At 71.5% G+C, this 21,621-nt stretch carries 11 protein-coding genes; 6 read left to right on the top strand and 5 right to left on the bottom strand.

Features of this window, described 5'->3' with window-relative positions:
- The first annotated feature begins 66 nt into the window (after window positions 1–66).
- Together FSYMDG_RS12525 and FSYMDG_RS12520 are read left to right on the top strand one after the other, a co-directional pair.
- Window positions 67–2,664: a RelA/SpoT family protein gene (locus tag FSYMDG_RS12525; RefSeq protein ID WP_237703136.1), complete on the top strand. Its 2,598-nt coding sequence runs from the start codon at window positions 67–69 to the stop codon at window positions 2,662–2,664.
- Between the two features lie 172 nt (window positions 2,665–2,836).
- Window positions 2,837–5,341 carry a RelA/SpoT family protein gene (locus tag FSYMDG_RS12520; protein WP_013873824.1) on the top strand — a complete coding sequence of 835 codons (2,505 nt, stop codon included), beginning with the start codon at window positions 2,837–2,839 and terminating at the stop codon, window positions 5,339–5,341.
- An 84-nt stretch (window positions 5,342–5,425) separates the two neighbouring features.
- On the opposite strand, the gene FSYMDG_RS12515 is transcribed toward FSYMDG_RS12520, so the two are convergent.
- On the bottom strand, window positions 5,426–6,820 hold the full coding sequence (locus FSYMDG_RS12515) for a helix-turn-helix domain-containing protein (RefSeq protein ID WP_237702740.1): 1,395 nt from the start codon (window positions 6,818–6,820) through the stop codon (window positions 5,426–5,428).
- A 609-nt stretch (window positions 6,821–7,429) separates the two neighbouring features.
- On the opposite strand from FSYMDG_RS12515, the gene FSYMDG_RS12510 reads away from it, so the two are divergent.
- The gene (locus FSYMDG_RS12510; protein WP_013873822.1) at window positions 7,430–9,265 is read left to right on the top strand and encodes a DEAD/DEAH box helicase; all 1,836 of its coding nucleotides are present in this window, start codon (window positions 7,430–7,432) and stop codon (window positions 9,263–9,265) included.
- Window positions 9,266–9,505: 240 nt separating this feature from the next.
- Here the strand turns inward: FSYMDG_RS12510 and FSYMDG_RS12505 are convergent, their stop codons facing one another.
- From FSYMDG_RS12505 to FSYMDG_RS27205, 3 genes are all read right to left on the bottom strand, one after another.
- Window positions 9,506–10,345 (bottom strand): peptidylprolyl isomerase, encoded by an 840-nt coding sequence (locus tag FSYMDG_RS12505; protein ID WP_013873821.1) that lies wholly within the window; start codon window positions 10,343–10,345, stop codon window positions 9,506–9,508.
- 244 nt (window positions 10,346–10,589) lie between these two features.
- Window positions 10,590–10,949: a hypothetical protein gene (locus FSYMDG_RS12500; RefSeq protein ID WP_013873820.1), complete on the bottom strand. Its 360-nt coding sequence runs from the start codon at window positions 10,947–10,949 to the stop codon at window positions 10,590–10,592.
- A 763-nt stretch (window positions 10,950–11,712) separates the two neighbouring features.
- Window positions 11,713–12,219, bottom strand: coding sequence for a hypothetical protein (locus FSYMDG_RS27205; protein ID WP_013873818.1), 507 nt, complete (start codon window positions 12,217–12,219; stop codon window positions 11,713–11,715).
- 622 nt (window positions 12,220–12,841) lie between these two features.
- Between FSYMDG_RS27205 and FSYMDG_RS12490 the strand changes: the two genes are divergently transcribed.
- From FSYMDG_RS12490 to FSYMDG_RS12480, 3 genes are all read left to right on the top strand, one after another.
- Window positions 12,842–17,551, top strand: a complete 4,710-nt coding sequence (locus tag FSYMDG_RS12490) for a cation-translocating P-type ATPase (protein ID WP_013873817.1) — start codon at window positions 12,842–12,844, stop codon at window positions 17,549–17,551.
- Between the two features lie 200 nt (window positions 17,552–17,751).
- Window positions 17,752–18,765, top strand: coding sequence for a hypothetical protein (locus tag FSYMDG_RS12485; protein ID WP_013873816.1), 1,014 nt, complete (start codon window positions 17,752–17,754; stop codon window positions 18,763–18,765).
- 128 nt (window positions 18,766–18,893) lie between these two features.
- Window positions 18,894–19,475: a TerD family protein gene (locus FSYMDG_RS12480; protein ID WP_013873815.1), complete on the top strand. Its 582-nt coding sequence runs from the start codon at window positions 18,894–18,896 to the stop codon at window positions 19,473–19,475.
- A 218-nt stretch (window positions 19,476–19,693) separates the two neighbouring features.
- On the opposite strand, the gene FSYMDG_RS12475 is transcribed toward FSYMDG_RS12480, so the two are convergent.
- A complete protein-coding gene (locus tag FSYMDG_RS12475) occupies window positions 19,694–21,493 on the bottom strand; it encodes a hydrogenase maturation protein (RefSeq protein ID WP_013873814.1) in 1,800 nt (599 codons plus the stop codon).
- Window positions 21,494–21,621 lie beyond the last annotated feature (128 nt).

Here is a 21,621-nt window from a genome sequence, read left to right as displayed (position 1 = left end):
GATGCCGGGCCAACCGAAACCAGGTCGCCAGGCGACGCCCAGCCGACCAGCGTCCAGCCGGATGTGGTGCGATCACCTGACGGGCAGCCGGTTTCCGCACCGCCGGCTGTTCTCCCGGCCTCACCGGTTCCGCCCGCGGCCCCGGCCTCATCAGCCCCGGCTCCGCCCGCTGCCGCTCCACCCGCCGCACCGGCCCCGGCCACCTCGGCTCCATCCGCCTGGCCCGGCACATCGGCCCCGCCGACGCGCCAGTCCGGGCTTCTTGTCGACCACGGTGAGTTCGGTCCTGGTGACGGTTCGCCGGTGGTCCCACGCCTCGGACACGAGTCGCCGCCGTTGCCACGCCGGGTCCGCGGGCGCTTCCCCAGGCTCGCGTCGCATCGAGCGACCCCGCCGTCACTGCTGGATCCGGTGCTGCGCGGCCTGCTCGCGAACCATCCGCGGGCCGACGTCGGCCCGGTCTACCACGCCTTCGAGACCGCGGCGGGGGTGCACGCCGGCCAGGTCCGCCTCTCCGGCCACCCCTACATCACCCATCCCGTCGCGGTCGCGAGCATCCTCGCCGATCTCGGGATGGACACGCCGACCCTGTGCGCCGCGCTCCTGCACGGCACCGTCGGCCAGGGCGGCATGACGCTCGAGCGGATCCGGGACGAGTTCGGCGACCACGTCGCGCTGGTGCTCGACGCGGTGATGAAGCTGCACCGGGTGAAGGTCGGCGAGGCCGCGCAGGCCGAGACGATCCGGCGGATGGTGGTCGCGATGGCCCGCGACCCCCGGGCCCTTGTGATCAAGCTTGCCGCCCGCCTGCACAACATGCGCACGCTGCGCTTCCTGCCCGAGCACAAGCAGGAGCGCAAGGCCCGGGAGACCCTGGAGATCTACGCTCCGCTGGCCCACCGGCTCGGGATGAACTCGCTGAAGTGGGAGCTGGAGGATCTCGCCTTCGCGACGCTCTACCCGAAGCGTTACGACGAGATCGTCCGGCTGGTGGCCGACCGCGCGCCCAGCCGGGACACCTACATCACCGCGGTGGTGATGCAGGTGCAGGCGCACCTGGCCGAGGCCAGGATCAAGGCTGTCGTCACCGGCCGGCCCAAGCACTACTACTCGATCTATCAGAAGATGGTGGTCCGCGGCCGGTCCTTCGACGACATCCACGACCTGGTCGGGATCCGGGTGCTGGTCGACTCCCTGCGGGACTGCTACGCCTCCCTGGGCACCATCCACGCGAACTGGAAGCCGATCCCGGGCCGGTTCAAGGACTACATCGCGATGCCCAAGTTCAACATGTACCAGTCGCTGCACACGACGGTGATCGGCCCCGAGGGCAAGCCCGTCGAGCTGCAGATCCGCACGCACGCGATGCACAACCGGGCCGAGTACGGGATCGCGGCGCACTGGAAGTACAAGGAGGACGGCGTCGGCGCCCGGCCCTCCGGGGAGACCAGGGCAGGCGCGTTCGGACTCGCCGACGGCGGCTCCAGGGCCGGTGCGTCCCGGGACGGCGGCCGTTCCCGGCGGGGCTCCGCCGGGGCCGACCAGACCGCCTGGCTGCGCCAGATCCTCGACTGGCAGCGGGAGAGCGCCGAACCCGGCGAGTTCCTCGACAGCCTGCGCTTCGACCTGCACACCGACGAGGTCTTCGTGTTCACCCCCAAAGGGGACGTGATCGCGCTGCCGGAGGGGGCGACCCCGGTCGACTTCGCCTACGCCGTCCACACCGATGTGGGCAACCAGTGCGTGGGCGCGCGGGTCAACGGCCGGCTCGTCGCGCTGGACACCACGCTGGACAACGGGGACACGGTCGAGATCTTCATCTCCCGGGCGCACGCGGCGGGCCCGAGCGAGGACTGGCTGACCTTCGTCCGGTCGTCCCGGGCCCGTACGAAGATCCGCCAGTGGCACGCGAGGGAGCGGCGGGAGGACGCCATCGTCGCCGGCCGGGACGCGATCGCCCGGATGATGCGCCGCCACGGCCTGCCGCTGACCCGACTGATGAGCGGCGACATGCTGCCCAGCCTGGCCAGGGACCTGCGCTACCCGGACGTCTCCGCGCTGTATGCCGCGATCGGGGAGAAGAACATCAGCGCCCAGCACGTGGTGGGCCGCCTGCTGGCCGCGCTGGGCGGCCCGGAGGGCGCGGCCGAGGACGTCGCCGAGACCGCGCTGCCCACCCGTGCCCTGCAACGTACGGCCGGCGATCCAGGGGTGGTCATCAACGGCGCCGAGGACGTGTGGTCGAAGCTCGCCCGCTGCTGCACACCCATGCCCGGAGACCCGATCGTCGGATTCGTCACCAGGGGGAAGGGCGTCTCGGTCCACCGCCAGGACTGTCCGAATCTGGCTACTTTGTGTAATAGTTCTCGTGACCGGGCGGTGCCGGTCGAGTGGGCCGCATCCTCGGGGTCGGTGTTCCTCGTCGTCATCCAGGTCGAGGCGACCGACCGCGCTCGTCTGCTCTCCGACGTCACCCGGGTGTTGACCAACCACCACGTCAACATCCTCTCGGCGTCGGTGACGACGACCAAGGACCAGCGCGCGGTCAGCCGGTTCACCTTCGAGATGGGGGACGCCAAACATCTCGGCCACATCCGGGACGCCGTGCGCTCGATCGACGGTGTGCACGACTGTTACCGGATCGCCTCCGGGGCGAGGTGTTGACCATGCTGGTGCGGTGGGGGGATCCGGCGGTTTCCAGCGGGAGGGGCCGCCGGCCGGGTCCGCGTCGTCGATGTCGCCGCGGCGGGAGACCGTCACCGGCGAGCGGCGGGGGCACGGAGCTGTTCCGTGCCGGGACGTACCGACGCACCGGGACGTATCGAGGGGGAGCACTGTGGACGCTGAGATCGTAGGTGCCGGGATGCAGGGCGCGGCGCTGCCCGCGCGGGTGGACCGATCCAGTGGGGGGCAGGTCGGCGGCGGGGAGGACGCCTCGCGGACCCTCGCGGCCGCCTGGCTGGCCGGCAGCCGGCTGGCCCACCTCGCCCGCCGGGTGGCCGCGGCCCGAAGTTCACCACCAGGGCCACCTGCGCCATCCGTACTACGGGGGATCATCGACAGGCACTGTCAGCATCATCCCAAGGCCGACGTCGCTCTCATCGTCCGCGCCTACGAGGTCGCCAACCGCCAGCACGCCGGTCAGATGCGGCACAGCGGTGATCCGTACATCACCCATCCGCTGGCGGTCACCGACATCCTCGCCGAACTCGGGGTGGACACCACCACGGTCGTCGCGGCCCTCCTGCACGACACGGTCGAGGACACCGGCTACACCCTGGAGGCCGTCACGGCGGACTTCGGCCCGGAGGTCGCCAACCTCGTCGACGGGGTGACCAAGCTCGACAAGATGCGTTTCGGGGACGCGGCCGAGGCCGAGACACTGCGGAAACTGATCGTCGCACTGGCCAGGGACTACCGGGTCCTGCTCATCAAGATCGCCGACCGGCTGCACAACATGCGGACCCTCGGCTTCAAGTCCCCATCCAAGCAGGCGCGCATCGCCCGGGTGACGCTGGAGATCCTCGCGCCGCTGGCGCACCGGCTCGGCGTGAACGTCATCAAGCGGGAGCTGGAGGATCGGGCGTTCGCCGTCCTGCACCCCGACGAGTACACGCGGATCCAGTCGGTGGTCGATACCTTCACGGCCGCGGAACGCGAGTCCGGCCAGCTTGCCTCGGTCGTCGACAAGCTCGCCAGCGGCCTGGCCGAGGCGCGCATCGACGCCAGGGTCTCGGCCCGTACCAGCCATCTCTTCTCGATCTACAAGCGGGCCCAGGAGCGCGGCTTCGAGGCGCGGGACCACAACGACATCGTCCGCGTGCTGATCCTCGTCGATTCGATCACTGATTGTTATGAGGCGCTTGGGGAAGTGCACGCCCTGTGGCGACCGGCGCCGGGACGGCTGCGCGACTTCGTGGCCACACCCAAGTTCAACATGTACCAGTCGCTGCACACCACCGTCATGGACCCGGCCGGCAAGCCCGTCGACATCCAGATCCGCACGGACGCGATGCACCGGCTCGCCGAGACCGGGATCATCGCCCGGCCGGTCGGGCCGTCCGCGGACGGCGCCCGGCTGGAGGGCCTGGCCTGGCTGCACAGCCTGCTCGACTGGGAGGGCGACGCCAAGGATCCCGGTGAGTTCCTGGAGTCGCTGTCGGCGGACCTCGACTCCGACGAGGTATTGATCTTCACTCCCAAGGGGCGGATCATCGCGCTGCCGGCGAGGTCCACGCCGGTCGACCTCGCCTACGCCGTCCACACCGAACTCGGGCACCGGGCCATCGGGGCGCGGGTCAACGGCCGGCTGGTCCCGCTGCACACCCGGCTGCGCAACGGCGACGTGGTGGAGATCCTGCGTTCGGGGCTGCCGGACGCAGGCCCATCCGAAGACTGGTTGGGTTTCGTCAAGACCTCCCGGGCCCGGGTACGGATCCGTCGTGGGCTGACCAGGCAGCGACGGGAGACCACCGGCCAGCAGTCGGATCCCGAACACCCTGCTGATCGGCAGCTGACACACCCGGATGCCCGCCATGACGATACCCGGGATCCAAGCCCGCTCCGCCCTGGCCGTCAACATCTGGACAGCGGTGCCGGCACCGGCACCGGCAGTGGCACCGGCAGTGGCACCGGCAGTGGCACCGGTGCCGTCCCGGAGGCCTCCGAGCGGACCTCGAACACGGCCCCGCGGCCCGTAGCTGTCGGCGGCCCCGCCACCTCACTGTCCCCGGCGGGCCTGGTGAGTCCGCCCGCTCTGCCGGCCACGCCCGTTCCGGCCGCCCTGCCCGTCGTGTCGGCCGCGCGGACGCCGGCACCGGTGCCGAGGGAACAGGCCCACACCAGGCGGAGCCGGCGGCGATCACGGGACACGGACGAGGCCCTCACCTGGGCGGGGACGGCCGCCATCGACGGCCGCAGCGGCGTCCCGGTCCGTCCCGCCCGCTGCTGTCTTCCCCTGCCCGGGGACGACGTCGTCGGGTTCACCAGCACGCACAGCCTCGCCGTGTCCGTGCACCGGTCGCAGTGCGTGAACGCGGCAAGCGACCGACATCGGGTCGCGGTGACCTCCTGGCTCCCATCGGCGGAGGGCACGTTCCCCGCCGAGATCGCGGTCGAGGCGTTCGACCGCCACGGGCTGCTCGCGGACATCACCGAGATGCTGTCGGACGTGTCGGCCACGGTCCGTTCCGCCTCCTCGATCACCTCCGAGGACCGGGTGGCCCGGGCCCGTTTCACCGTGGAGGTCGCCGGCCCGGCACAGTTGGACGCGCTGCTCTCGGCCGTACGGACGGTCGGCGGCGTCTACGACTGCTACCGCGCCGGCACCAGGCCGGGTTGATCCTGTTCGTCCCGCGCGCCACCTGCGCGCCATCCGCGTGTCGCCGGTGGCCGGCGGGAGTCCGTTCTCGCCGGCCACCGGCGTTCAGATCAGAACCCGCAGCTGTTCGTCGAGGTCACGCACTGCCTGGACGTCACGCCAGGGCGACAGATGATCACGGATGTGCAGGACGCGGGTCAGGCCGAGCGAGAAGTCCGTCTGCGCCACGATCGCCAGGGCGTCGGCGGCGAACTGGCAGGCCTGTTCGATCTCCCGTTGCTGAATATGCACCTCGGCGACGGCGCCCAGCAGCAGGGAACGCTTCTTGGTGGTGGTGGGGCTGGTCGTACGCAGCCCCTCGAAGGCGGTCGCGCGGGCCGCGTCCGGACGGCGCAGCCGGGTGAAGGTGGTGACCTTTATCCCGTCGAGACGGGAACGGTCGAAGAACTGCGTCCACACCCGGTCGTCGGCCGGGGTGGCCTGGCCGAAGGCGTCGGTGGCGCGGTCGAGCGCGCGCAGCGCCGCGTCGCTGTCCCCCTGGTGGGCCTGTTCCTCCGCCTCCCGGGCGGCCAGCCAGGCGCAGGTCATCGGGCTGCCGCCGCGCTCGGCGTGACGCTGGGCCTCGGCCAGCAGCGCACAGGCCTTGTCCGGCCGTCCGTTCATGCTCGGCTGGAAGCTCTCGTAGCCGAGCACGCATGCCAGCAGGGCGTCGTCGCCGGCCTCCTGGGCGGCCTCGGCCGCGACGTGGTAATAGGCGCGGGCGTGGGCACTGTTGCGCATGTCGAAGGCGAGCCAGCCGGCCAGCGCGGCGGTCTCACCGGCGGTGACAGCCAGCGCCCGGCGCACCGCCGAGCGCGGTGCGGCCTCCAGGAGACGGCTGAGGGCGGCCAGATGCGCGGTCACCCGTTCTATCAGCCGATGGGCCGGCACCCGCTCCTCCAGCCCGAACAGGCCGGCGGTGCGGGCGGAGAGACTGTCGACGACTGACGGAGTGGCCACGGCCTGCTGCCGCAACGCCGCGGAAAGCCGCTCCCACGGCGGCCGGGCGTCGGGTGACGCCGTCGTGGCATCCTCGGCCGCCGCGACCAGCCGGAGGAAGGGACGCTGTTCCGCCCCCGGCCGTGACGGCCCGGACGCGTGTTCCGGCCCGGGTCCGGCCGCGATGTCACCGACAGTGCTGACGATATTGGTAGCGCCAGTAGCGCCGGCGGTGTCGTTCTCGATGAACCCGAGCTCCCCGGATGTTCGCTGAAAGAGAGCTCCCAGAAGCCGTTGGTAACGAAGACTTGGCTTCTTGTCGCCTTTCTCCCACTTGCAGACCATGTTGCCGGTGACCCCGGCCTCACGTCCTTCGCGGCTGACGGCGAAGCCGCGCAGCTCCATGGCCAGTTGTTCCTGCGACCAGCCCCGTTCCTCCCGGCAGTTTCGCAGCCGGATGTTGGGGGTGCGTGCGGGTGGTCGGGAAACGGCAGTCGTAAGGGCCCTGCTCGCCGGAGTCATCGTCTGCCTTTCCTTGTCCGCCAACTCCCGTATAGCCCCCCGGTAAAAGAGTTCATCCATGGCCTTATGTCCGCGGGTTGCCGCCCTCCCACCGTCCGTGGTGCTCACCGGCCGCGGCCCCGCTGCCGGGCGTCGCCGTCCGTTGTGTCGTCGTGATCTGGTTGTCCAGCGGTCGGACGGTGGCACCACGTCGTTCCGTCGTCCGGACGGCGGCCTTCGCGCGGGCGACGGCTCCTCTCCGACGGCCTGGCCCGTGCGTTTCGGAGTTATTTCCCGGTGGTTTTGTCATCGGCGGCACAGCTGGCGACATGGTTGATGGCACGGTTGATGACATGCCGGTGCTCCGCCGGCCGCCGTTTACTGAATGTGTGCGGATGCCGGAGCACGGGGATGGCGGAGGGCGGACGCCGGAGAACAGCGTCCGGCCGCCCGTCGGCGCGCACCGGGGAAGCGCATCGGCCGGCACCGGTACACAGGTATGTGGATTCCGGCACATTCGGTGATGTCGGATGTTGCCGGCGGTGCCCGTCGGCGGGAAGCGGATGGCCCTGAGCGCGCTCGGTGAGATCCGGTGACGGCCCGCGGCAGGCAGCCCGTAGAGTCTGTCCTGTGAGTGCAGGCCCTTTCGATGACGCTTCACCGCCCCCGGCGAATCGCCGTCCGTTACGAGCCTGGCAGGAGGCTGCCCTTGCGATCTACCGGGCCCGGGCGGGCTCCGGCGCACGCGACTTCCTGGCCGTCGCCACCCCCGGCGCGGGCAAGACGACCTTCGCGCTGCGCGTCGCGTCCGACCTGCTACGCGACGGCGTGGTGCGTGCGATCACGGTGGTGGCGCCGACCGAGCACCTGAAACGGCAGTGGGCCGACGCGGCGGCGGAGGTGGGCATCTCCCTCGACCCGGCCTTCCGCAACACCGCCGGGGCCACTTCCTCGGACTACACCGGCGTGGTGCTCACCTACGCCCAGGTGGCGGCGCATCCCGCGCTGCACCGGCTGCGCTGCGAACGCCGCCGCACCCTGGTGATCCTCGACGAGATCCACCACGCCGGTGACGCCCTGTCCTGGGGCGACGCCGTCCGGGAGGCGTTCACCCCCGCGACCCGGCGTCTCGCGCTCACCGGCACCCCCTTCCGGTCCGACGTCAACCCCATCCCGTTCGTCACCTACCTGCCCGGGCCGGATGGTGTGACGCGCAGCGTCGCCGACTCCTCCTACGGCTACTCCGACGCGCTGCGTGACAGCGTGGTGCGTCCCGTGCTGTTCCTGGCCTACTCCGGGGAGATGACCTGGCGGACCAGCGCCGGGCACGAGCTGTCCGCCCGGCTCGGCGAGCCGCTGAACAACGAGCAGACCGCCGCGGCATGGCGCACCGCCCTCGACGTCCGCGGCGACTGGATCCCCGCCGTCCTCGCCGCCGCCGACACCCGGCTGTCCCAGATCCAGGCCGGCGGAATGGCGGACGCCGGCGGGCTGGTGATCGCCAGCGACCATGCCAGCGCCCGCGCCTACGCGGGGATCCTGCGCCGGGTCAGCGGCACCGAGCCGGTGGTGGTGCTCTCCGACGACCCTTCCGCCAGCTCGAAGATCGCGAATTTTCGGGAGTCGCGGCAACGGTGGATGGTCGCCGTCCGGATGGTCAGCGAAGGCGTGGACGTCCCACGCCTGGCCGTCGGGGTCTACGCCACCTCCGTGGCCACCCCGCTGTTCTTCGCCCAGGCCGTCGGCCGGTTCGTCCGCGGCCGGGGCCGGGCGGAAACCGCCTCTGTCTTCCTGCCCAGCGTCCCGACGCTGCTCGCACTCGCCGGCGAGATGGAGGTCCAGCGTGACCACGCGCTGGACAAACCCCTGCGTGAACCGGACGCCTTCGACGACGCGGCGCTGCGCGAGGCCAACCGGCGCCGGGACGTCCCCGACCTGCCCGAGCGGTCCTTCACCGCGCTGGGTTCCTCGGCACATTTCGACCGGGTCATCTTCGACGGCGGTGAGTTCGGCACCCAGGCGGCCGCCGGCTCCGCCGAGGAGGAGGACTTCCTGGGGCTGCCCGGCCTGCTCGAACCCGACCAGGTCGCCGTCCTGCTCAAACAGCGGGAGGCCGCCCAGCTCGCCGCCCGGCGCCGGCAGGAGCGCACCGAGGCCCGCCAGGACCCCACCGGCCGCGCCGCCCGGGGCGCCTTCGGGCAGACGGTCCCGGCGGCCCGCGCCGCCGAGGCGGACGGCCCGGACGCGCAGGCCACGGACAACCGTCCGACCCACGAGGTGATCGCCGAACTCCGCCGGGAGCTCAACCGGCTGGTCGCGGCCCACCACCACCGCACCGGCCGCCCGCACGGGGCGATCCACGGCGAACTGCGACGGACCTGCGGCGGCCCGGCAACCGCCCAGGCCACCGCCGCTCAGCTACGCGCCCGCATCGACGCTGCCCGCCGCTGGGCCCTCCCCGAATAGCGGCCTTTCTCCAAATAGTGGCTTTCACCACCATTTGGGGCCCCTGGCGGAGGGGTTGGCCGTTACGTGGGCTTATCGATCATCTGATGATGATCGATAAGGAGAAGGAGGGGTGCGTCGGGGGCTTTTGCTGGGATTGGGGGGTTTTAGGTGTCAACGATGTGAATGCGCTGCTGTCATAGCAGCAGTGGATTCACATCCTTGGCGGCTGCTGAGGGTGGGTGGGGAGGTTTTTGGGGGTCAGGTGCCCTGGGTGATGGTGAGGGTGAGGGTCTGGGGCTTGCTCGCGGGGGCGCCGTCAGGGGCGCCGCCTTCGACTCCGGGAGTGGTGAGGGCGGCGAGGACGGACAGGCCCTCGGTCACCTTCCCGACGACCGTGTAGTTGGTGGCCAGTGCCTGCACGCCGTCCTCGTTCGGGTCCTGGTAGTTGATGAAGAACTGGCTGCCGTTGGTGCCGGGGCCCGCGTTGGCCATGGCGATGACGCCGCGGGTGTACCTGGCGCCGTCGGTGTTCTCGTTGGCGTAGGCGAAGCCCGGGCCGCCCATACCGGTGCCGTCCGGGTCCCCGCACTGGAGCACGAAGATGTTCTGGGTGGTTTCGCGGTGGCAGGTGGTGTTGTCGAAGTACTTGGCGTTCGCCATCGTGAGCAGGGCGTGGACGGTGCAGGGCGCCTTTTCCGCGTCCAGCGCGGCCCTGATCGTCCCCTTGTTCGTGTTGATGGTCATCGTGGCGGGGGAGCGGTCCACCGTGTCGGCTGCCGCGGGCAGGCTGAGCGGTCTGGACGGTTTCTGCCCGTCCGAGGTGTAGGTGCAGGGGCCGACCTGTGTCGTGACGGCCGGGGCCGCCGCGGATGGCTCCGTCGCGGGCGATGTCGCCGAAGGCGACAGGGAGGCGGTGTCGTCGTCGCCGGTGACCAGCAGTGCCGCGGTGATACCGCCGGTCAGCAGGATCAGGGCGCCCACGCAGACGGCCGCTGTCACCCTGCGTTGTCGACGCCGTGAGGCGGCCCGGCGTGCGGCCTGCCGGGCGGCCCTGGCCGCGGCGAGATCGCGCTGTCGGCGCGTCTTGGACGTCACCACCTGTCGGCCTCCCTGTCCATCACTGCGGATACGCGGCGTTGTTCCGCCACTGGCGAGCGCACGGTCAAGGGAAGTGTAGGTAGTCACGATCCGCCCGTTGCCGCCGCACCGGTATCGTGCCGAGTCCGGCTGTGTGAAAGCTGTGCGTAACCTTCAGATGGCGTTAACTGTCACGATCCCGCTACTGGCCCGATCCAGGGCGCAACCGTCCTGATCACGGTCGCCGCACCGCCGTGGCACCATGTCAGCGGGTCACGGTGATGCCGTCGCGCTTCCGTGGTGGCCGTACCGTGCGCTGTCGCTGGGGCCGTTCGGGTTGGCGCGGTGTGTCCGTCGTGGCTTCCGCCGTCGGAGTCCGGGGGATGCCCGACGGGACGTCTGACCTGTTGGTCAGACGTGCGGCGCTGGCCACCGCGAGCTGTGACTCGCGTTGCGCCGCGTCAAGCAGTTCGGCCAGGTTGGTGTTGGTCGGAGTGCGCAGCGCCCTGCGGTGAAGGATCATCCGCTGTTCGGTGACAAGCAGCCAGTCCTCCAGGGCGGAGCGCCGAGGCAGCAGCACCAACCGTGCCCGTTGCGCGATTCGAGCGCGCGGCCGGTGTGTCATGGCGATCCACTTCTTCCATCCGCCTGAAATCCTGAAATATCAAGTGCTGTCAGAACAACGAAAGCAGGGAACGTACAGTCGTTACGACGGTCGTTTCCGTGCTCGTCGTCTGTGTTCCTGCTATCGATCGTTTTCCTATTATCGATCAGGACGGGTTGGACGGCCATCCGACCGGTGAGCCAGGGACGCCGGACGGTGGCGGCATTCTGCGAACGGATTCCGCGCGTGGCCGACCGGTCCCTTCAGGTGGCAGGGTCCCGCCCGCGGGCTCTCGCTTTCCGGCTGCTCTGTTCGTCTGCGTGGCCAGGTTGTTCGCGCTGCCGGCAACCGGTGGACCAGCCGCCCTTTCCTGTGCGATACCTGTACCGCCGAAGGTGGCAACGGCGATCATTCCGAAATCATCATCTGTTGAGGAGCGCACGGTGTCGGATATTGTGCTGGCCCTGGTGGCCGAACTCGTCAGCGCGGCGGTTGTCGTGCTGGTCTCGTCGCTGTTCCGGCGGTGGCTCAGGCCAGCCATCCGTACGGCCTGAGCCCGTCGTCCACCGTCTGTCCTGGATATTTCCTGTCCGAATGGATCCTCCTGTCCGCGGGTCATCGTCTCCGCGGGTCGTCGCTGACGGCTGACAGGTGACCGGCGACGACCGGCGGCCACCGGCTCCCGAACGGAGTCGGTGGCCGCCGACGGCCCGCCGTTTCGCGTGACCGCGGTCGGCGGTTGCGGTCGGTGGCTATCGTCGGTGCGTGTCTGCTGTCCTTTGCGTCATGTTTCCTCGGTCTGGCCCGACTTCCTTGGAGCCGGAGCGGCCCCGGCGTGACTGTGCTGGGCGATGTAGGCACCGGCTCCGATCGCCGCCGCGACCGGCCATTCGACGACCTCGGTGACGGCGAGCACGCCGAGGCCCACGTAGAAGGCGGTCTGGGTTGGTGACGGCAGTCTGATCGGGCCCACTTTCATGCTTGTGCCCGGCGCGCGCGGGATCTCGATGCGAGCTGTGGCGAACGGCGTCCGCAGCGTGGCGCTGTGGGGCTTTCGCGCCTCGCTCTTCCCTTCCCCACCCGCACCCTCCAGTTCGCTTTCGCGGCCGGCCTCGCCGCGGGCCCGGCCGTTGTCGGTGGCCTCGTTCGCCTGGTCGGCCCGCGACTGCTCCGATGGTTCCGTAGGGGTTCCGGTTTCGTCGCCCGCGTCCGATCCGTCCTGGTACTTCTTCGCCCTGCCGGCTTCTTCTTTTTCTTCGTCTCGTACATGATTGTGTGTCTTGGGGGACATCGGGCCCTCCCTCCGCTATCAGGTCACCATCCCCAAAAGGAAACCCCAGGTAAACAAAAGATCTCGAGGTCGGTTCCAGAAGATTTCTCGGCGGGAACCGAGGCTGTCGGTCGACGTTTCGTCCCGTTGTGGACGTCTGGTCCCTCCCGCGAGGACGGCTGCCTGCCGCGACATTCGTCCAGCGACCGTGCATGGGTACTTCTTCCGGTTCTTCCCGTTCGCCCAGGGGCGGTGTTCGTCCGGTTGTACCTGTCCGGCGGTGTTCTTCCAGTGACGACGGGCGCGCTCTTCCGATGGCGGGCGTCGGCCGTCTGGCGGAGCGCCCGCCTGTTAGACGGTGCCGGCCACCGGGTACCGGCTGTTGAGGGGGTATCCGCGGGGCCCGAGCCGTGGGGGGACGCGGCGCCGGCCATGACGTGCGCCGTCAGGCTGTGGCCTGACGGCGTCGGCCATGAGCTGGGGGCCGGCCACGGCTGTTGCCGTCCGGGTGCCGCAGCTGCCGGTGGCCGGGTGTCATCGCGGCCGGTGGTCGACGGGTGTCATCGCGGCCGGTGGTCGATACCGCCCCGCCGGTGATCGACAGGATCGGTGCGATCGACGGGATCGGTGAGGAGGTCCGCCGATGCGGCTGCCGGATCCCCGCTCGGGTGTGCGACGCGTGCTGGCCGAAGGACGCCTCCTGTGCGACACGGGACTGATACTGCTGGCCGGACCGCTGCTGGAGCGGCTGGAGCCCTCCGCCGCGGACCAGCCCGATCATCGGCCTGACCAGCTCGATCATCGGTCTGACCAGGCCGGTCAGGCCGCCGGCCGGCTGGCTCGTCCCGGCGGCGGCCTCGGGAGCACCCGGCTCAGGGTGGCCAGCCTGCGGGTGCGCGGTGTCGGCGGGCTGCCGCACCCGTCGTGCCGGCGGCTGCTGGAACAGGAGCTGGAGCGCCGTCCCGGGGTGCGGTGGGCCCGGGTCAACGCGCCGCTGGGACGGCTCCTGGTCGGTCTGGCCGAGCCGTACCCACGGATGGGTGAGCTGGTCGTGGCCGCCGAGCGCGCCGTCCGCGTGATCCGCGGCGAGTGGGCCGAGCGGGAAGCCCGGGCCGAGCGGGAAGCCGCCGCGAATCAGACCGCTGGTGATCAGACCGCCGGTGATCAGAGCGCGGTGGACGCCGGTCCACGGCCCAGGACCGCCGACCTGCCGGATTCGGCGGCTGTGGTGCTGCGGGCGGCCGCCGCGCTCGCCGCGGACGGGATCGCCCTCACCGTGGCCTCGGTGGGCCGGGTCGCCCGCTGGACGCCGTTGCCGCTGGAGTTCGCCGCGCTGGTCACGGTCGTCGACACCCAGCCGCGGCTGCGCGCGGTCGTGGAGCGGACGATCGGGCCGCAACGGGCGGACATCGTCCTGGCGGTGGCCAACGCCGCCGCGCTGGGGCTGGCCGGCAGCTCCAGCGGTCTCGGTCTGGACGCCGTCCACCGGGCGCACGCCCTGGCCGCCGCCCGGGCCCGCCGGGGCGCGTTTGCCGCCGCCGGCGCCGAACTGCTGGGGGACCCTGACCGGGCCGGTGCCGGACTGGTGGCCCCTGAGCGGCCTCGACCGGCTCCGGCCGGCCCGGTGGAACGCTACGCGGACGCCGCCGGGGTGGGTCTGCTGGCGCTCTTCGGTGCCACGGTCGCGCTGACCGGTGGCCCGCGGCGGGCCGCCGCTGCCGGGCTGGCCATGCTCCCGCGTCCCGCCGGTCTTGGCCGGGAGGGCTTCTGCGACCAGCTCACAGTTGTGCTGGCGCGCCGGGGAGCGCAGGTGATGAACCCCGGGGCGCTGCGGCTGCTGGACCGGATCGACACGGTGGTGGTCGACTCCGACGTGCTGGTCGGCACGGCGTTCACCGTCGGTGAGGTCATCCCGCTGGCCGGTGCCGACGCGAGCGAGGTGGCCGTCCGGGCGTACGCGCTGTTCCGGCCGACCGATCCGGCGGCGACGACCGAGGCGGACGGCTGGACGCTCGCGCCGATCGAGCGGCTGGTCGGCAACGGCGGCTCGGGCAACGGCGGCTCGGGCGACAACGGCCCGGATAACGACGGCCAGGATGGCGACGGCCCGGGCCGGGCGCAGTGGCGGCGGCTGCGGGCGGCCGGGGTGCACACGATCCTCGGCCTCGCCCAGGGTACGGCGGTGACGGCGGTGGTGACGGCGGTGCCTGAGCGGGCCGAGGGCGCCGAGGCGCTGCTGGCCTCCTGCCGGCGCAGCGGGCTGACGGTGCGGGTGGCCGGCGGCGCGGCCTGCCCGGACGACGGCTTCGGGTTCCCGGTGATCCCGGGCGGGCACCGTCTGCCGGCCGCCGTCGGCGACCTGCGGGCGGCGGGTGCCGGGGTGCTGGTCGTCTCGCACCGGCGTCCCGCGGTGGGCGGCGCCGACTGCGGGGTCGGGGTCGACGGCCCCGACGGCGCGCCGGCCTGGGGCGCCGACGTCCTCGTCGGGACGGACCTGCCGACCGCCGCGATGATGGTGGAGGCGGCCGCCGTGGCGGCCCGGGTGAGCCGGCGCGCGGTGCGGCTCGCCCGGATCGGTTCCGGCGCCGGCGCGCTGGTCGCGCTGACCGGTACCGGCCCACGGCTGCTTTCCCGGGCGATGCTCATGGTGAACGGGGCCGGTGCCCTTGCGTTCGGTGACGGCGTCTGGGCGGCTCGCGAGCTCGACCGGCGTCTACCGCCGCCGAGCATCCCGCGCACGCCCTGGCATGTGCTCTCGGCGCGGCGTGTCCTGGCCGGGCTGGGCAGCTCCGCGGACGGTCTGACCAGCGCGCAGGTCGCGTCGCGGCGGGCGGACGACGTCCCGGGGGGCACGGGGGCTCCTGGCCTGTTCGCCGCGCTCGCCCGGGAGCTGGCAAGCCCCCTGACCCCGGTCCTGCTGGGCGGGGCGGCGCTGTCGGCCGCCAGCGGCTCGGTGCTGGACGCGGGCCTGGTGGTCAGCGTGGCTGTCATGTCGGCGCTGGTGGGCGCGGTGCAGCAGCGGCGGGCCGATCGCGCGCTGGCCCGGCTGTTCGCCCGGTCCGCGCTGCGGGCCCGGGCGCGCCGGGACGGCGCCGACGTCGAGCTCATCGCGCGGGAGCTGGTCCTTGGTGACGTGATCTTGATCGGGCCGGGGGACGTCGTCCCCGCTGACGCCCGGCTGCTGTCGGCGACCAGCCTGGAGATCGACGAGTCGTCGCTGACCGGGGAGTCCCTGCCGGTGACGAAGTCGCCGCGTCCGGTCGCCGCCAGCTATGTCGCGGAGCGTTCCTCGATGGTGTACGAGGGAACCACCGTGGTCGCCGGTTCCGCGACGGCCGCCGTCGTGGCGACGGGTCCGGCCACCGAGGCGGGCCGGGGGATGGCCGCGACCGACGGCCCGGAGCGGGCCGTCGGTGTCGAGGCCCGGCTGGCCGCGATCACCGAGTTCACCGCGCCGGTGGCGCTCGGCGCGGCCGCGACTCTGCTCGCCTCCGGGCTCGTCCGCGGCCGGCCCGCCGGCGACACGCTGAGCGCGGGCGTGGCGCTCGCCGTCGCCGCGGTGCCCGAGGGCCTGCCGTTCCTGGCCACGGCCGCGCAGCTGTCCGCGGCCCGGCGGCTGTCCGGCCGCGGCGCGCTGGTGCGCAACCCGCGGACCATCGAAACGCTCGGACGGGTGGACGTGCTGTGCTTCGACAAGACCGGCACGCTCACCAGAGGCAAGATCCGTCTCGGTATGGTGTCGGACGGCAGCCACACCGTCGCCGTCGGCGAGCTGACGGAGCGGCAGCGCCAGGTGGTCGCCGCTGGTCTGCGCGCCACCCCGGTGCGGGTCAACGGGCGCAAGTTGTCCCATCCCACCGACCGGGCGGTGACCAAGGGCGCGGCCGCCACGGACATCCACCGTGACCACGGCCTGGGCTCCTGGTCGGAGCTGGCCTCGCTGCCGTTCGAGCCGGGCCGCTCCTACCATGCCTCTCTCGGGGCCTCCCGAGGGACGCCCCGAGGGACGTCCGCCGGGGACGCCGGCGACACCGTGCTGCTCAGCGTCAAGGGCGCGCCCGAGACGCTGCTGCCCCGGTGCGCCCGCTGGCGGACCGCCCGGGGCGACGTGCCGCTGGACGGGCGTGGCCGGGCGGGTCTGGCCCGCGAGCACGTCGCGCTGGGCCGGCGGGGATACCGGGTGCTCGCCGTCGCCGAACGCGCGATGCCCGACCACAGCCGGCAGGTGTCGGACGACGATCTCGACGATCTCACCTTCCTGGGTTTCCTCGGCCTGTCGGATCCGGTCCGCTCCGGTGCCGGGCCGTCCCTGGTCCAGCTGCACGACGCCGGCGTACAGTCCGTGATGATCACAGGTGATCATCCGGCTACCGCGCAGACGATCGCCACCGAGCTGGGGCTCCTCGACGGCGGCCGGGTGGTGACCGGCATGGAGATCGACGCGCTGGACGACGACGCGCTCGACGCGCTGCTGCCCGAGGTGACGGTGGTCGCCCGCGGCACCCCGGCGCACAAGGTCCGCGTGGTGGAGTCGTACCAGCGGCTGGGCAAGGTGGTCGCGATGACCGGCGACGGCGCCAACGACGCGCCCGCGATCCGGCTCGCCGACGTGGGGATCGCGCTGGGCGGACGGGGCACCCCCGCCGCCCGGGCCGCCGCCGACGTGGTGGTCGTCGACGACCGGCTGGAGACGATCCTCGACGTCCTGGTCGAGGGCCGGTCGATGTGGGCGTCGGTGCGCCAGGCGCTGGGCATCTTCGTGGGCGGCAACCTCGGCGAGATCGCCTTCACCCTCCTCGGCGCGCTCGCCACCGGCACCTCCCCGCTGTCGGCCCGGCAGCTGCTGCTGGTCAACCTGCTCACCGACCTCGCACCCGGGCTCGCCATCGCCCTGCGCCAGCCGGATCCCGGCCGGGCCGGCGAGCTGCTCGGGGAGGGGCCGGAGAGATCGCTGGGCCGCGCGCTGCTCCGGGAGGTCGCGGTGCGCGCGGTGGCGACCACCGCGGCCGCCACCGGCGCGTGGATCGTCGCCCGTCCCACCGGCCGGCGCCGGCACGCCAACACCGTCGGGCTGGTGGCGCTGGTCGGGGCGCAGCTCGGCCAGACGCTGCTCGTCGGCGGGCGTTCCCGGTCGGTGCTGCTGAGCGGCCTGGGGTCGGTGGCGGCGCTGGTTATGGTCGTCCAGACGCCCGGGCTGAGCCGGTTCTTCGGCTGCACCCCGCTCGGACCTTCCGGCTGGGCCGTCGCCATCGGCGCCTCGGCCGCCGGAACCCTGCTCTCGATGACGCTGGAGCCGCTCGCGGCCCGTTTCGTCCCTCCCGAGGGCTCCGGCGCCGCCGGTACTCCCAGCTGAGATCGTCATTGACGAAACCGTCATGCGAATGTCGCTCTTTGTCACAGATTGACGGCTCAAACCGCTGCGCGGGTGACTTTTGTCGACCTAAGCTCGATTCGATGGCGTGGAGCGCGGGGCGCGACGGCCCCGATGGGGGCCGGCATCGATCGCCGTGGAGGCGGTCGGGCCGGATTCTTCCCATTCGATGGGGGCGCCTTGTGGCGCTGGCACTGGCGTTGGCGATCGCGGCCGGGCTGGGCGTGTGGCTGCGTTTCCGCCCCCTGGAGTCGGCCAGGGCACAGCCGAACACCGCCGTGACAGCCATCGAGGGGCGCCAGCCGGGGGGTGGTGCCGCTGGCGGCGAGCCGTCGGCGGCGACATCCGCGGCCGGTGCGCAGCCGTCCGCCGGCGCCGCCACGGGTGCGCCGGGGCAGCCGGGGGCGGTTGGAGCGGTGGCGGCCGCGGGCGCGCCGGGCAGCCCGTCCCCGGGCGCGACGCAGCCGCGGCCACAGCCCGCCGTGACGGCGGGTGGGACCGCGCGCATTCTTTCCGGCGATACGGCGGTCACGGTAGGTGGCGGGCTTGCGCTGTCGACGGGTGTCGTGGACCTCGGGGCGGTCAACTCCTCGGCGACCGTGGAGCTGCGCAACGCCGGCCGCCAGCCGGTCGACTTCCGGTTCGCCGCCACGCCGCCCTGGCTGTCCGTCGTGCCGGCCACCGGCACGGTCGCGGCGGGCGATCGCAGGGCTGTCGCCATCACCCTCGACCGGTCCGCCGCGCCGGTCGGTGTGCTGGACACCTCGGTCGCCGTCGCCACCGTCGGTGGCGACGGGAAGGGCGGGACGCTGCGGGTGACCGCCGTGATCTCCGGCCCGCCGGCCGTCGACTCGCTGGCCGTCACCCCGGCCGTTGTGTACACGACGGGATGCCCGGCCGCGGCCGGGCCGACCGTGTCCACGGTGTCGGTGCGCGCGACGGATTCCACCGGTGTCTTCCGGGTGGACCTGGTCGCTCATCTGCCCGACGGGAGAACGACCACCAGCGCGCTGAACCTGGGCGAGGCCGCGGAGGACTGGTCGGTGTGGTCGGGGCCGGTCGGGCCGTCGGCGGTCCCGGGCTCGTTGTCGTTCACCGTCACCGTCACCGACCTCGACGGGCTGCGCGCGCAGTCCACCGGTTCGCTTGAGATCAGTTCCTGCCCGGCCGCCGCCGAGCCGGCCAGTGCGGGCTGACGGTGCGGCGCGGCCGGTGTCCCACCGGCATCTCGTACGGTCGTCGTGGGCCGTACGCGTGGGTCGGGACGCGAGTGTGGGCACGGGTGTGTGTACGGGCGTGTCCCGGGCAGTCTAGGCTTTCACCCATGGCATCGGTGTCGCTGTCCAAGGGCGGCAATGTATCCCTCAGCAAGGTCGCCCCGAACCTCCGTGCGGTGACTGTCGGTCTCGGCTGGCAGGTACGCCAGACCTCCGGCGCCGACTATGACCTCGACGCGAGCGCGATCGTCGTCGACGACCGCGGCAGGGTTCTTTCCGATCAGTATTTCGTGTTCTTCAACAACCTGGTCAGCCCGGACGGGGCGGTGAAGCACCTGGGCGACAACCTTGTCGGTGGTGGTGGCGGGGACGACGAGCAGATCACGGTCGAACTGTCCGCGTTCACGCCGCAGGCGTCCAAGGTTGTCTTTGCGGTGTCGATCTATGACGCGGAGGTTCGCCGGCAGACTTTCGGTCAGGTGCGTAACGCCTTCATCAGGGTGAGTGATTCGACCACTGGTACGGAGATCGCCCGGTATGATCTTACCGAGGACGCGTCCACGGAGACCGCGATGATTTTCGGTGAGCTCTATCGGTATTCCAGTGAGTGGAAGTTCCGTGCGGTGGGTCAAGGGTATGCCTCGGGCCTGCGGGGAATCGCCCTCGACTTCGGCGTCAACGTCTCCTGACCGCTGCTGTCCCGGCGGTTGGCGCCGGTCACCAGGACAGCTGAAGCGCTCGGCGGGCCAGGTGGGGCGTCTCCGCGGATGATGACTCTTACGGAGACGCCCACTGTTTTTGTCTGTCTGTTTCGTCTGCCTGCTGTCCGCCTGAAGGGCCGCCGACGGTGCGATGATGTTTTTCGTGCCGCTGGCGGCCCGGGGCCTCAACTCCCTGTGCGACGGTGTCAGGTGCTCGGGGTCGGCGTCAGGAGTTCCGATGGCTGCGCGCCGATCGTGGCGGTCGGGCCGTTGGTGACGGACGCCCCCTGGAGATCGACCCGCCATGCTATGGAATGCCGGTGAAGAGCGATGTTCTGTGGGGTCGCCGTGGGCTTTTCCTTGAAGACGAATGCCCGGCGCAGATCGGCATGGCGGTTCTCGGCGAAGAAGTTGACAGCCATCCGGCTCAGCTCACGGGTGCGGTAGACCTCAAGAGGCATCTCGGCCTCGTCGGCGGCGAGCCGTGAGGTCTTGGCGTCCAGTGCCTCCTGCCAGCCCTCGCCGGCCAGTTCGCCGGCGAGGGCCAGCAGGGCGTCGTCGTAGTCCGACGGCCCGTGGGGGAGCAGCCGGTCCACCAGACCCATGGCGGCCGCTTCCACGTCACCGACGGGAAGGCACTCGGTGGTCAGCGTCGCCGCGACATCCTTACCGACTCGTCGTGGCAATGTGTACGTCCAGTATTCGGATCCGTACAGTCCCATGTTGTCGTAGTGCGGGTTGAGCACCACCCCGGTGCGGGCGGCAACCAGGTCCGCGCCAAGCGCGAGCATGATGCCGCCGGCGCCGGCGCTGCCCGAGATGCCCGCGACCACGAGCTGGCTGGTGCAGGTGATGATGGCCTGGCACAGGTCGTCCATCGCGTCGATGTTCGCCCAGGCGGCGGTCGCGGGCCGTTCGGCCGCCTCGATCACGTTCAGGTGGATGCCGTTGGAGAAGAAGGTGTCACCACCGCGCAGCACGATCACACGGGTATCCTGCTGGCTCGCCCAGGTGAACGCGGCGAGCAGCCGGCGGCAGTGCTCCGTGGACATGGCGCCGTTGTAGAAGTCGAAACTGATCCACCCGACGGGGCCGTGACGGCGGTAGCGCACGTCCCGACCGGCGTCCGGGTCGGAAGCCTCCGACGTCGCCACCGGCAGCGGCTGGACGTGGTCGGCCACCACCAGATTGGCCGGGAGCTTGGGTTGGCCGGCGCGGCGGAGGTGCCCGATCCACACCGCGCCGTCGACGGTGGGTACCAGCACGGCGCCGTCCCGCCGGGACAGCAGTGTGTTCTCGCGCTCACCGTCACGGGCCCGCGCGGCGGGGAGGACGACGACCGGACTGGCGTCGAAGGCGCGTAGCTGCTCACCGAACAGCAGGCAGGGGGCGCCTGGTGAGCCGTCCGATGCCGCCACCTTGCGCAGGACGTCGCTGGTGGTGTCGGTGTCCCAGTCGATGCGCCGGTCGTCGGCGCGGGTGGAGGGCCGCAGCCTGCCGCGCAACCGGTGTGCCGGGATGCTGTCGAGCGGCGTGGGCGCGAATCCGACGACCTGTGCCTTGTCGACCACGTCGTGGATGACGGCCACGGCCGCGTCGGCGACCGGCCCGTTGTAGAGTGCCGACTTGCTGATGCCGAGTGGGACGGCGAACTCCCGGGTCGACCAGATCGGCCCGGCGTCCATCTCGGCGACGGCCTGCAAGGCCGTGACTCCCCAGGTCGACGCCCCTTCCAGAATGGCCCAGTCGAGCGAGGACGGCCCGCGGTCACCGACCGGCCCCGGGTGAATGATGATCGTCTGTCGGGTCGTCCAGATGTCGTCCGGTACCCGTTCGCGCAGGAAGGGGCATATGATCAGGTGAGGATCGGACAGCTGGACGGCCTCGCGCATCGTTTCCGCGCTGAGCGCGAGCTCGACCGTCACACGGTGGCCCGCGCGCCGTAACTCGATCCATGCCCGCTGGGTGAGCCCGTTGAATGCGGACGCGAGTAGAAGAATCTTCATTTTCTTTCCTTGTCAGAGGTCAGATCGAAACTCCGAACGGGTTTTCGGGTGAACCTGTTTTCCCGGGATCGGGACACGGGGGTGCGTGATCCGCGGGCTGGTCCCGCGACGGGTGGCGGCCACTGGTG

This window comes from Candidatus Protofrankia datiscae, from assembly GCF_000177615.2.
Lineage (GTDB): Bacteria > Actinomycetota > Actinomycetes > Frankiales > Frankiaceae > Protofrankia > Protofrankia coriariae.
Note: the sequence above shows the minus strand (reverse complement) of the source record. Positions and strands in the feature narration are given on the sequence as shown.

Bases quoted from the DNA above. Each gene is read 5' to 3' on its own strand.
- FSYMDG_RS12515 (WP_237702740.1), bottom strand. From the start codon at position 6,820: ATGACTCCGGCGAGCAGGGCCCTTACGACTGCCGTTTCCCGACCACCC.
- FSYMDG_RS12500 (WP_013873820.1), bottom strand. From the start codon at position 10,949: ATGACACACCGGCCGCGCGCTCGAATCGCGCAACGGGCACGGTTGGTG.
- FSYMDG_RS27205 (WP_013873818.1), bottom strand. From the start codon at position 12,219: ATGTCCCCCAAGACACACAATCATGTACGAGACGAAGAAAAAGAAGAA.
- FSYMDG_RS12490 (WP_013873817.1), top strand. From the start codon at position 12,842: ATGCGGCTGCCGGATCCCCGCTCGGGTGTGCGACGCGTGCTGGCCGAA.
- FSYMDG_RS12480 (WP_013873815.1), top strand. From the start codon at position 18,894: ATGGCATCGGTGTCGCTGTCCAAGGGCGGCAATGTATCCCTCAGCAAG.
- FSYMDG_RS12475 (WP_013873814.1), bottom strand. From the start codon at position 21,493: ATGAAGATTCTTCTACTCGCGTCCGCATTCAACGGGCTCACCCAGCGG.